The sequence below is a fragment of the Pseudogracilibacillus sp. SO30301A genome (assembly GCF_037072025.1).
Classification (GTDB): Bacteria; Bacillota; Bacilli; order Bacillales; family Amphibacillaceae; genus Pseudogracilibacillus.
On record NZ_JAXHDD010000083.1, the window covers coordinates 1 to 12283 of the forward strand.

At 34.1% G+C, this 12283-nt stretch carries 11 protein-coding genes and 4 pseudogenes; 10 read left to right on the forward strand and 5 right to left on the reverse strand.

Features of this window, described 5'->3' with window-relative positions:
- The first annotated feature begins 468 nt into the window (after positions 1 to 468).
- From SPD89_RS21410 to SPD89_RS21425, 4 genes and pseudogenes are all read left to right on the forward strand, one after another.
- Positions 469 to 675: a DUF3173 domain-containing protein gene (locus SPD89_RS21410; RefSeq protein ID WP_077604216.1), complete on the forward strand. Its 207-nt coding sequence runs from the start codon at positions 469 to 471 to the stop codon at positions 673 to 675.
- Positions 668 to 1870 (forward strand): annotated as a pseudogene (locus tag SPD89_RS21415) (tyrosine-type recombinase/integrase). The gene SPD89_RS21410 and the pseudogene SPD89_RS21415 overlap by 8 nt, the downstream one beginning before the upstream one ends.
- A 454-nt stretch (positions 1871 to 2324) precedes the next feature.
- Positions 2325 to 2678 (forward strand): annotated as a pseudogene (locus SPD89_RS21420) (dihydrofolate reductase family protein); the annotation flags it as partial.
- Positions 2679 to 2789: 111 nt separating this feature from the next.
- The gene (locus SPD89_RS21425) at positions 2790 to 3215 is read left to right on the forward strand and encodes a hypothetical protein (protein WP_336263973.1); all 426 of its coding nucleotides are present in this window, start codon (positions 2790 to 2792) and stop codon (positions 3213 to 3215) included.
- Between the two features lie 9 nt (positions 3216 to 3224).
- Here the strand turns inward: SPD89_RS21425 and SPD89_RS21430 are convergent, their stop codons facing one another.
- From SPD89_RS21430 to SPD89_RS21440, 3 genes and pseudogenes are all read right to left on the reverse strand, one after another.
- Entirely contained in the window at positions 3225 to 4208 is a 984-nt protein-coding gene (locus SPD89_RS21430) for a site-specific integrase (protein ID WP_336263974.1), read from the reverse strand.
- A pseudogene (locus SPD89_RS21435) lies at positions 4201 to 4451 on the reverse strand (DUF3173 domain-containing protein). Before SPD89_RS21435 ends, SPD89_RS21430 begins: the two are co-directional and overlap by 8 nt.
- Before the next feature lie 468 nt (positions 4452 to 4919).
- Positions 4920 to 5006, reverse strand: a complete 87-nt coding sequence (locus SPD89_RS21440) for a hypothetical protein (protein WP_336263982.1) — start codon at positions 5004 to 5006, stop codon at positions 4920 to 4922.
- A 759-nt stretch (positions 5007 to 5765) separates the two neighbouring features.
- Here SPD89_RS21440 and SPD89_RS21445 point away from each other — a divergent pair.
- The 5 genes from SPD89_RS21445 to SPD89_RS21465 all read left to right on the forward strand — a co-directional run bounded on the left by SPD89_RS21445 (position 5766) and on the right by SPD89_RS21465 (position 8745).
- Positions 5766 to 5945, forward strand: a complete 180-nt coding sequence (locus SPD89_RS21445) for a hypothetical protein (RefSeq protein ID WP_336263975.1) — start codon at positions 5766 to 5768, stop codon at positions 5943 to 5945.
- Positions 5946 to 6722: 777 nt separating this feature from the next.
- Entirely contained in the window at positions 6723 to 7253 is a 531-nt protein-coding gene (gene sigY, locus SPD89_RS21450; RefSeq protein WP_336263976.1) for an RNA polymerase sigma factor SigY, read from the forward strand.
- Positions 7240 to 7602: a YxlC family protein gene (locus tag SPD89_RS21455; RefSeq protein ID WP_336263977.1), complete on the forward strand. Its 363-nt coding sequence runs from the start codon at positions 7240 to 7242 to the stop codon at positions 7600 to 7602. Before sigY ends, SPD89_RS21455 begins: the two co-directional genes overlap by 14 nt.
- Before the next feature lie 355 nt (positions 7603 to 7957).
- Positions 7958 to 8203 (forward strand): hypothetical protein, encoded by a 246-nt coding sequence (locus tag SPD89_RS21460; RefSeq protein ID WP_336263978.1) that lies wholly within the window; start codon positions 7958 to 7960, stop codon positions 8201 to 8203.
- Positions 8204 to 8253: 50 nt separating this feature from the next.
- Positions 8254 to 8745, forward strand: coding sequence for a CPBP family glutamic-type intramembrane protease (locus SPD89_RS21465; protein ID WP_336263979.1), 492 nt, complete (start codon positions 8254 to 8256; stop codon positions 8743 to 8745).
- 216 nt (positions 8746 to 8961) lie between these two features.
- Here SPD89_RS21465 and SPD89_RS21470 read toward each other — a convergent pair.
- A pseudogene (locus SPD89_RS21470) lies at positions 8962 to 9048 on the reverse strand (helix-turn-helix domain-containing protein); the annotation flags it as partial.
- A gap of 793 nt (positions 9049 to 9841) precedes the next feature.
- Positions 9842 to 10774 (reverse strand): helix-turn-helix transcriptional regulator, encoded by a 933-nt coding sequence (locus SPD89_RS21475; protein WP_336263980.1) that lies wholly within the window; start codon positions 10772 to 10774, stop codon positions 9842 to 9844.
- A 121-nt stretch (positions 10775 to 10895) separates the two neighbouring features.
- Here SPD89_RS21475 and SPD89_RS21480 point away from each other — a divergent pair, with 121 nt between their 5' ends.
- Positions 10896 to 11534 carry a type 1 glutamine amidotransferase family protein gene (locus tag SPD89_RS21480; protein ID WP_336263981.1) on the forward strand — a complete coding sequence of 213 codons (639 nt, stop codon included), beginning with the start codon at positions 10896 to 10898 and terminating at the stop codon, positions 11532 to 11534.
- The last annotated feature ends 749 nt before the right edge of the window (positions 11535 to 12283 follow it).

Sequence of the window (12283 nt, forward strand, 5' to 3'; positions counted from 1 at the left end):
GCGTAATCGCTTACGCACAAAGCTTATGCAATCTGTTTTAGCTTTCAAAATTTGACGAAATAATGGTTAGGTTTTCCCTTTCAATAATCATATATTGTGTTCTTTGACAAAGAAAGCACGGAAGATAACGGCGTGCAATATATAACAAAAAATCAGATACGTTCTACTGATGACGAGCCACCTGATTCATACGCCATGACTTTCGTTAGAAACGAGCGATCATATATGAGTCTAATGCAATCATGGTGGATTGCTGGCGATAACCCTTCAGTATGGATAATGATACTCCCCTACCGTCATGGTTCGAGCGTTCAATCGTCGCAAGCTATGAGTAGGGCTGGAAGAAAAACTTGCAGGGGTGAAATTCCCGTGGAGCTGTACCAACAGCTGTCTGATTTTTTAAGTGAATTAGAGAATTGTTGTTTCTAGTATGTATTCCTCTGTGAATGAAAAGGGAGGTATATATTAATGAAGGAACTGATTACAAAAGATGATTTAATTCAACTTGGGTATCCTAAATATACTTCGATACGAATTATTAGACAAGCCAAACAAATCATGGTACAAAAAGGGTATCCATTTTATAATAATAAACGCTTAGGGCGTGTACCAAAAATGACAGTCGAATCGATTCTAGGATGTGAACTAGAATTGGAGGAAGACAGTCATGGCTAAAACAAAATATGCTGGTGTTTATATTGATAGCTCGGGACAATACTTCTATGGAACGGAGCTAGGAACGGATCGCATTACTGGGAAGCGGCTTCGTAAAAAGGGACGTACCAATCAACAAGGAAAAAAGTTTACTTCTGCTTTACAAGCTTATAAAGAATTGGTACGGGTGAAAAATGAATACCATCAAGCAAAATGGTTATGGGAATTATCACATGACATATGGTCAATTCATGGACACGGTGTACATCCCAGCTTATGAAACAGAGGTGGAAGAAAGTACTTTTTATGTTCGCAAACGAACCTTGGAAAGTATGAGAGATCGCTTTTCAAACATTGAGCTTCGTTCTTTAGCTGTAGAAGATGTCCAACGTTATCGAACATGGTTACTTTCCGATAAAGGAGCTGGATATTCTCAGGCATATGCAAGTTTGGTATTTGGTATGTTTCGTAAAAGTCTGGATATGGCAGTTGATATGCAATATTTAGAAGTGAATGTTTCTAAAAAAGTGAAGGCAATCGCCAAAGGAAAAGCAGTTGTTCCTTATTGGACAAAAACAGAATTTGAGAAGGTTATTTCGGCTATTTATCTGGATGACTTTTATGAACATTTATGTTTTGTGATGTTGTGGACGTATTTCATGACAGGGATACGGGTTAGTGAAGGAACAGCCTTGTGGTGGGACGATGTAGATTTTAAAAACAAACGGCTTCGTGTCCATCATTCATTGTATCTATGAAATAAAAGCAATGAAAAGATTATACAAAAACTGAGGATGGGAAACGGATTATTTCTTTGGATGAGGATACGATACAAGTGTTGAAAGAATGGAAAGAGCGACAATCAAAAATAGGGATTGACGATTTCGTTTTTAGTTATGATGGAACACCGATGATTAAATCGACGCTTGCAAGAATCATTCAACGCTATGCAAAACTTGCAAAGGTTCATCGTATTCAAGCCAAAGGGCTTAGACATTCGCATGCATCTTATCTCATTAATGAATTTAATATCTCTGTTTTGATTTTATCAAAGCGTATGGGTCATTCTAGCCCAGAGATTACGTTAAAGCATTATTCTCATATGTGGTCTGGAGTGGATGAACTGATTGCGGAAGAGATGACAGGTAACATTACTATACGAACCGCAGAAAAATCAGGTGTATCATTTAATGGTAATCAAGCAGTAAAAAAATAAATTCCGCCAGAATCCTCGCCAAAAAGAATTGAAGGTATGAAAAGCGTTGGTATGATAGGCTTCTAACGTCACCTGCAATCTTGGAGTGGGAATAAGACTACAACTTAATTTGAAGAGGGAACGCCTATATATCAGCATTTAACCTAGTCCAATATGGAGAAAATAAGTTAAAAATGATATAGTTCCCTACCAAAATCCCTACCAAGAAGAAATTTTGGTAGGGAATAGGAATACAACTTAATTTGAAAAGAGAATGCCTATTAACAGCATTTATCCTAATTTTAAACAGATAAAAAGGTAAGAAATATTTGATTCCCTACCACCAAAATCCCTACCATCTTATTTTTAGTAGGGATTTTTTTTGAATCTGGATTCGTGTGGAATTAAAATTAATTTAAATGTATGTTAAAATAGGATTAAAAGTTCAATGCAAAATACTTTTTATTGCACAAACGAGAAAGAAATGTGGGAATTGGTTCACAGCAAAGAAAAATATGTGTTTTCTAGAACGCAAATAGGGTCTGACAATAAAGCAATATTTGTAAAAAAAAATATCTCCGAGGAAGTAAATAAATTAAAAAATAATCCTGGTAAAGACATATGGTTATACGGTGGGGCAAGCCTCATCACGACTTTTATTGACTTAGGGTTCGTTGATGAGTTCAGATTATCTGTTCACCCTGTGATATTGGGAGAGGGAAGACCGTTATTTATTGATATAAAACAAAGATTGAATTTAAAATTGATAAATACAAGAATTTTTTCCTCCGGCGTTGTTCAACTAATCTCCCATTCAAACAGAAATTAAATCATTTGGGGATACTGTACTATAAACTTCACTACTACAACAATGTGCTAGAATAGGGCCAGATTGTGAAGTAGTAATATTAGTATTTAAGACTATTCAGGGGGTGGGAAAATGTCGAGGATAAAGCTATTGATTGGTATATTGGTTTTAGTGGGGATTATTTTATCAGGGTGTTCAGGAAATGAAAAAGGTGACTGGGAAACAAGTCCAACCTTTACTAGCGATAATATGACCTTACATGGAGTTCAGGATAAATTCGGGATTGTAAAAGTTAATGGAAAAGGTGATGAACCTGAATTTCCAGTTGATGAAGGCAGACAATATCAGGTTTACTTTTTGCAAAAAGACTTTAATGGTGAAAGTTATAAAATGACCGCAACACATGAGGGTGAGGAAGAAGTCGTAAAACTTTATGAAGCAGATATTGAGGACAAGCAGAGTGGGGCAAAGCTAGGATTTGATAAAGGTGGACTTTGGAAAGTTTCCGTTTCAGTTGATGAAAAGCCGTATACAGATTTTATTATTGAAGTTGAATAACAGAGTAGACTATACCGCAATCGGGCGCGATTGTGAGACAAAAAGGATACATATACTTAATCCATGGATTTTGATCCAATGGATATTTGCAGCCTTTGCAAAGCGTTTAATAGAATGGGAAACAGTGTGTTTTTGATTTGGGATTCCATTATACGATAAAATGAAATTGGTTTTAGATTGTTTCTGTTGTGTATCTTTCCAATCTCGTAATAAGCCTAGTGTATCTGAATCCAAAGCAATCACTCGAATGCTTGCTTTTGTTTTAGGATCTGTAAAACGATAATTTGAAGCATTCTTGTAAAAAAGAGTTTTGGAAATGTTTAGCGTTCCTTCCTCAAAGTTTACATCATCCCATTGTAAGGCAGAGGCTTCACCAATACGCATACCTGTCATGAATAAAAGCCAGATAATGATAAATTGAAAATGCTGAAAGTAATCGCCTAGATAAATCTTAGATATAACAGCCTCAAATTCTTCTTTTGTCCAAAAGTCAATTTCGGCTGTAACTTTTTTAACATTTCCAATTATCTTTGATGGGTTTTCTTTCATTAAACCTAAAACAATCGCTCTATCAAAAGCTAAGGATAATAAACCTTGTATGCCTCGAACGTATTGACTAGAATATTTTTCCGTAGCGTTTAATTGCCATCTTTGCAAAATTAATGGTGTGATATCTGAAAGACTTACGTTATAAAAATAAGCAAAGTGTTTATTTATTGTGTGTTGCCTATTTTCAAAAGTGCTTTCTTTCACTTGGTTCTTATACCAAGGTACAAAAAACTCCTTCGTAAACTTCTCAAAGGTCATACTACTATTAGAGTTAAAAGCACCTTCACTATGATCTACAATCAATTTAGCATAAGCATTTTCAGCATCTGATTTAGTTTTAAATCCACTCATTCTTTTTTGTATTCTTTTTCCTGTGATTGGATCAAATCCTAAACTTACCCTAAATTGATATGTTCCATTGGGGTTTTTCTTCACTTTAATCATCGGTATTCCTTTCTTTGATTAAAGCAGCCTCACTGTAACCACAAGATTTTAATAAATCTATCTGGCTAAGCGTTGTTCCCAATATTTCTTCTACAGCTTCTACAGGTACTCGACCTAATTTTCTCGTATTGTAGAAACCGTATCCTTTCTGCACCATTAACATTTAGCCTCACGGATAATGTCACGGGAGAAAGAGGAACCATAACCTAAAGCTATTAAGTCCTTTCGGGTTATAGTTACTATCATATTGCTCCTTTCTCGGTCGATCCAATACAATATATGTTTATTATACCACGCTTCATGATGTTTTTTAATAGAGCGAATATTGAAAAACAGACAGCTGTTGGTACAGCTCCACGGGAATTTCACCCCTGCAAGTATTTCTTCCAGCCTACTTATAGCTTGCGACGCTCTGAACGCTCGAACCATGACGGTAGGGGAGTATCATTATCCATACTGAAGGGTTATCGCCAGCAATCCACCATGATTGCATTAGACTCATATATGATCGCTCGTTTCTAACGAAAGTCATGGCGTATATGAATCAAGTAGCTCGTCATCAGTAGAATGTATCTGATTTTTTGTTTATACTGCACGAAGTTATCTTTCGTGCTTTCTTTGTCAAAGAACAAACACATTATGAATGAAAGGGAAAACTTGATCATTCTTTTATCAAGTGTTAAAAACTAAAACAGATCGCATAAGCTTCGATTATAAGCAATCATGTGTATCTTTATCCATCTTCCAATACGTATTTCCTTGTTCATCACGGAGCTTACGCATAGACAGGCTTTTCATATATAGCTTCCATAATGAAGAACAATCACTTTCATTTCTTTAGCAATTCATTTCGAAGTAGAGCCACTTGAAAACTTTGCCCTTCTTTTCCTCCATATGGCAAACGCAAAGGTGGTCGATGATTTCCCCTTTCATAACCTTCAACAAATTTTTTTACGAAATGCCAAATAAAATCCTTATTTTCTTACAAAAAATATGTGAAAAATGGATTCTTCTATATGCAAAGCAAGCATGTGAAAAATTTGGGTAGATATTAGAAGGAAAAGTGTTTTTTCATCCCCCGCTATACTTAGTCCCTACACAAAAGGTCGATTTGTTGCATGATTTATAAAAAATTTAATAAAATTTTTTATTTACATCGATTCAGATAGCTGCTGTTCATTTTAATCTTTCACTATTAATACAAGTGGGAATGTATCTTTTGCCAAAAAGGAGTAACGTTTTTTTAAAAAAAACACTAAAAAGCCCGAGTCACTTAAATGTTATTCGAGCCAAAACAAATTCGTTTTCTAAATTGATTCATCCAGCCTTTCAAGGAAGGGAACCAGATTAAAGCTTGGTGGGGTAACTCTGTTGATGTTTCATGATATCCATGGAGCAGCAATATTGGGCGAAGCTTTCACTGCTGCTATTCTTTTTTGGATACAAAAAGTTGGTGCTTTGGTAAGTTAAATCCATATAGTAGATACTACCTGTTTAGTTTGAGTGTTTAATAATATCTAAAAAAATGATTAGCCATATATAGGAGGATTGGGTACAATGAAAAACAAAAAGAGAATGAATTGGATAATTGGGTTAATCTTTTTGATTATGCTGAATATTGGTATTGTTAGCAGATTTGTACAAGCTAAAAATACTTGTGTGAACAACAATGAAAACATTACTGAACAGAATTTTGGTTTATTAGGTTTTAATTGGTCAATATCTTGTGAGAGTTAAAGTCATTTAGCGGTTGTGAAATTGTCATAGAAAGTACTTGAAGTAAAGGGTGCAATACTTTAAGAATTAGGAAGTGAAAACATTGAACTTATATCTTCATGATTATTTAGATGTGTTTAAAAGGAACTTTATGTTGGTTGTTATGGCATTGGTATTATTAGCTGTAACTTTTTTTATATGGGCTGGAGTTCTTTTTTTATAATCGGAAGCTTAGTAGTAGACTTAACTTCTAACTTTGTAATTATTTATGCATTTCACTATCAGGGGGATTTTTTCTTTCCATTTTGTTCCATTTAATTTAAAAGTGCTAAAAATATAGGAAACCTAAAGGGTGATAGTGTAAAGATATCTTTTATGTATTTACAAACAATATAGACAATAGTAAGTTCTTTTATTTTTTGAATTATGTTGTTTTTGATGAATGTTCTTCAAGTATAGGGTGCAATAGTTACACAAGGTGACCCTTGTGAGGTCGCCCTTTTCTTATGATTTTAGTTTTAATTTTATTATCGGAATATTATGTTAGTATTTAGATAGAAGGTTATTAAGCTATCGAGTAGTTAATTAAAGAATGCATAGTTAAACAAATCACGTGAGTGGTTTGATATTACAATAATAATTAAACAAACTCGTTGAACCAGCAACAAAATTTAGGTTTTGGGTCTAATATATCTTTCAAGTAAACTTATTTTTGTTGTGATTCTTTATTTAGAAAGTGAACGATTTTTACTAGTTAGTCGTATTACAAATATATCATTATGGTATGGAGTAGATTTCATGGAGGAAAAGGTATTAATTCGAAAAGCGAAAAAAGGAGATACATTGGCTCTTTCGAAATTGCTACAACAGAATTATTCGTTCCTCTTTAGGTATTTAATGAAAGCTACCCTTAATCCACAAATCTCAGAAGATTTAACACAAGAGACGATGATGAAGTGTATTGAAAAAATCCAACTGTATAATGGTGAATCCAAGTTTTCCTCATGGCTCATAACAATCGCAACGAACCTTTTTATCGATCAACAGCGTAGAAAGAAGCGGGAGAAAAAATGGTTAGAGCAGGAACAAGCGCTCCGAAAAATGAAATGGAATGCAGCCAATAGGAATGAAGAATGGACCGATGTACTTGATGTACTTGCTCAAATTAATGAAGATATACGTATGCCCATCGTGTTAAAGCATTATTACGGATATTCATATCAGGAAATTGGAAAAATGATGGGCATTGCAGAAGGAACAGTAAAATCTCGAGTTTCAAATGGTTTAAAACGTGTAAGAAAGGAGTTGGCTGAACTTGAAGGAGAATGATTCTAAAAATAATAATTCTATGTTGGATGATGGAGATGAATTAACGGTTAAGCAAATAATAGATGGTTTAGAAAAACTAGATCAATGGAATACAGTATCTACTCCAGACTTACAATGGTTTCAACAAAATGTTGAATTAGAGAAAAATAGAATACGAAAAAAACAATGGAAAGACCTCCTCACGTTTATCTCAGTTGCAATATTTATGCTTTCGGTTGTGATTGCTATCGTTTATCATGAGCCAATTTTTTATCTTTATTTTCAGCTTGTGGGTATTATCTTACTGCCCTTAGCTTTTAACAAAACTAGAAAGAAGGTCAGGAATGAAGATCTCAAACAATCTAAGTAGCACACCACTTTGGTTATTGATCGTGATTGCATTCATTCTGATTTGCCAGAGCTCATGGATGTTTTGGGATGCACGGAAGAGGGGACACAATGCTTGGCTATGGGGATTTTTAGGGCTTATTCAATTTCCAACGTATCTTATTATCTATCTTATTTTTGCAAGAAAAATATTTAAAAGAAAGGTCTCGGGAGCAAATTCCTGAGATTTTTTTATTTATTTTTTTCGTGAGTGAACGATTAGACGAACGTAAACGTATTAAGGGTAAATAAACAATTTTTGGGAGGAGAAATATATACACGAAATTTTAAAACTTCTAAAGAAGATTATTTTCAAACTGAAATCGAGGAGGTTACTTATGACTAAACAAAAAAGTATTAAAGGACTATTCATTTATCTCTTGGTTGGAATCATTGCATTATTTCCCTTATACTTACATACACTATCGTCACTAACGACAGATCCAACCAAATTAGAACAAATGAGGGAAATGGGGTTCCCAGGTCCACCTGAAATGTTAGCTTTACTCACCGTAATTCCAACATTTATTTTATTAATCATTGCTCTTGTCATTGGATTTTCACAGCTCATAAAGTTGATTTAAAATCCGTTATCATTCACCCAAATGCTAGCGAAAAGTCAAATTCAGGGTGGATGAAAGGTATTCAACTAGCTATAATAGTGGGTTTGGTTGCAGGAGTCGTCTTAAGAGGATTCGATTATCTTTTACAATCATTCTTGCCAAAGGCTGTAATTGATTTATTACACCCCTATAATGCATTAGAATTTATACTAGCTTTACTCTACGGAGGGATTGTTGAAGAACTACTAATGCGTTTTGGGGTTATGAGTTTGTTAGTTTTTGTTTTATGGAAACTATTTGATCGAAAATCAGCAAAGCCTTCTAACTGGGTATTTATCTTTGCAATATCCGTAGCAGCATTAATATTTGCAATAGGTCACTACGGTCCAACCGCACTTGCAACGGAAATGACACCATTTATTTGGTTCCGAATGATTCTCCTAAATGGTTTACCAGGCTTTTTCTTTGGTTGGCTTTATTGGAAGCACAATCTGGAACTTGCCATGCTTTCACATATGGTTACGCATATTGTTGCGCATTTACTAATGTTGATTTTCTTTTAAACATATCAAAAAGGATGTAACATGATCACCAAAAAAGTTACGTCCTTTTACTAAGAAATTGGATTAGAAGAAACTCACAACACATCCTGAGGTATCTTCAGTTTTTAATAAAAGTTTTAAGACCATAATAAAGGAATTCAAAGCCTTATAATGAAATCGTAATAGGTTTGGACAGAAAAATAAAGAAAACAACGCATTATGGTAACTAATGAGAGTTACTTTTCCTGCTTCAATCTCACTGATGTATTGTCTTGAGATTCCTACGTAAACAGCCAGTCTATTTTGCGACACCCCATATTCCAATCGTTTTTCCTATAATCGTTGATATCAAGAGACTTGATTCATATGGATTATTCCCAACTAAAAAAAGATGTCAACTTTTTCATTTTAGTTGACAACTTTGTGATGTAATTCCAACCGTTGTGCTACTGGTGTTACTGGTGTTAAGGCACTTTTCGGACAGTTTCCTATTGCTTTTCTCCCCCCCCTGTTAGAAATGGGGGTAAGGCGTGGCTGTCGCCACGCAGGCTTCGCCCAGCACAGCGGCTTTCGCTTCGCACGCCGCCGCACTGTGCAGCCTTTACTGGGCTAGTTTAGCAATTTCGTTTAAAAATCATATCCTTTGGAAGCAGTTGTGTTTAAAATTCAGAAATCACACCATAAAATGAATGAAAAAGCCGAAATGATCTTTCATTCCAGCTTTCCGATTTATTAAAATCCGTGGCACAGTCGTGGCACACTTTATATCAATTCATATGTTTTAATTGTTTTTGATATTTCCTTAAATCCCTTCATATCAACGATATTGCACTATACTGTATTGGCGAAGTACTGAGTGGGAATAGATGGTAAAAATTCCTAATTTTAATTTGTGTTGATTTGACGGCATTTTGACTTAATTTAAAGTGTATAAAAATATTAGATTCCCTACCAAAAACCCTACCAAGAAAAAATTTTGGTAGGGAGTATTTTTCGGTAGAAAAGGCAAATAGTATGTACGTGTGATTTTTAGTTTTAATGGCATTATTTTATCTTGATAAATGGCAACAGATTTAACTAAATAGAACAGTATAAGGATAAAATTGAGATTCTTGATTTAATTTTCATATAAGTTAGCTATATCATATATTTTCCGTTTCAATTCTGTTCGGATATGTAAAGGCTCTAAACATTCACATTTATCACCAAAACTTAAAAGGATATTGTAATAATATTCGTTTTCTATAAAAGGGAAAGTAACAATGTAGTACTCATCACCGTCTGGTGAAAAATGTTCATACATACAATAATCAAGTGCTCTATCCATGACAGATTTATGAATACGAAGTTTGATCTTTATTTGTATAGTTGCCAAAATATCAGCAAAATCCAATAGTGGTTTTTGATAATCTCGTGGCGTAAAGAAAATCTTTTCTAATTTTAGATTTGATATACGAGCTAATTTGAACAGACGAAAATCATTTCTTTTATAACAGTATCCTTGAAAATACCAATGATTACCCTTCAATACAATTTGATGGGCTTCAGCTTCTCGTTCAGTTTTATTTCCATGACGGTCTGCATATTCAAATGAAAGTAGCTTGTTTTCTTGTAAAGCTATTTTTATGATTTCTAAATAGGCTTGTACGTTCCTATAACTTATCCACTGACTTAAATCGATATGTATTTGATCTGTTTTTAATTTGATCTCGTCAACTCTATCCACTGGGATAAAACTTTTTACTTTCGCAAGGGCGTTTACCAGTTCGTCACTTTGTATCATATTGCAGAGACTAGAAAGTCCTGTCAAAATAGTAGAAATATCAGTAGTTGAAAAAACTTTTCTATCAATTTTATAGTTTTTCATGATTTCAAAGCCACCTCCTACCCCCGATGTTGAGTAAATTGGAATACCTGCCATGTTAATGGCATCTATATCACGGTAGATTGTACGAGTTGAAACTTCAAACATATTTGCTAACTCCTGTGCGCCTATTCGTTCTTTATCGAGTAGTATCATAATAATGCTAACAAGCCTGCTAACTTTCATCTGTTAACCGCCTTTCAAAAAAATTTCTTCATTTCTAGATTGTTGCCATATTGTTGTCAACAATAGATAAGTATAATAATAATAAAACAATCAATCTATTACAATCAAATGGAGGAAAATTATGAAAACAATCTATATTTATGTACTTGATACTTTAGCTGACTGGGAACTAGGACATGTTACTTCGGAGCTGAATTCTAGGAGATTTTTCAAAGAAGACGCGAATCAAATATCGATTAAAACAGTCAGTTACTCCAAACAATCAATCAGTACAATGGGCGGAATGACAATAGTTCCTGACTACTTAATTGATGACATTATTGTAAGTGAAACAAGCATGCTATTATTACCAGGTGCAGATACATGGAATGATCCAAAGCATGAAGCTATTCTCGTAAAAGCAAGCGAGTTGCTCTCTGTAGGTGCTACAGTATGTGCAATCTGTGGAGCTACCGCAGCACTTGCTAATTTTGGGATACTAGATAATCGTCCGCATACTAGCAATGGTCCGGGATTCCTTGAAATGGTCTGTTCTGATTATAAAGGACAAGATTTTTATATAGACCAACCATCTATTTCATCTAATAACCTTATTACTGCTGGTTCCACTGAAGCTTTGCTATGGACGAAACAAATCATTGAGTGCTTAGATGTTTTTAAGTCAAACACATTAGAATCTTGGTATAACTATTTTAATACTGGCGATTCTAAATATTTCTTTGAACTTATGCAAACTCTACCATCTAACAATAAAAATTAAACTATTTTTATGTCCAGTAAATTAATTAATGAGTTTAATGAGTATCACGCAGATTAGAGCATAACTCACTAGAAATAACTATAAACATTATGCGCACTTATGGAGTAGAAATGATGAACCACTTGCAGAAAAAATGAAAGGGAATATTAAACTTAATTTTTCTAAGGAGACTTATATTGATTTCAATGGAAATCAAGACATTAGAATGGAATTGGTTCCTTACCAAAAACCCTGCCATAAGGGAAAAGAATCTAGCAGAAAGCAGTGATACCAAGGCTTCTAAGTAGTTTATCTACAGTTGAGTGGGAATAATTCACTAAGGGCATTTGAAGTGAAAACGTTGATTTGACTGCATTTCGATGGTACGTAAAATGGATAAAATAATCAAAAATGAATAGGTTCTCCGCCAAAATTCCGCCAGAGGAAACGGAGAAAAATGAGGGATATTGTGTAAAAGCAGTATCTCTTTTTTGTCCCTATTGATCTCAAATCGCTATTTATCAGGGTTTCTTCGCACATCATTATTAGCAAGTGAGATAAAGTATTTAAAATTTGGTTTATACATCTAAGGGTTCTTGAATTATTATTTCCGCCAAAGGTTGTAGGGAAATTAGATAGAAGAGAAAAAAATTACGTATACTAATTGAATTAACCCTAGAAAATGACAGTAAGTGATCAAGTAATACAATTTTTAGAGATGGAAAAGGAGTATTTAAGTGGTGAATGGGGATTTGCCAAAATATTAATAT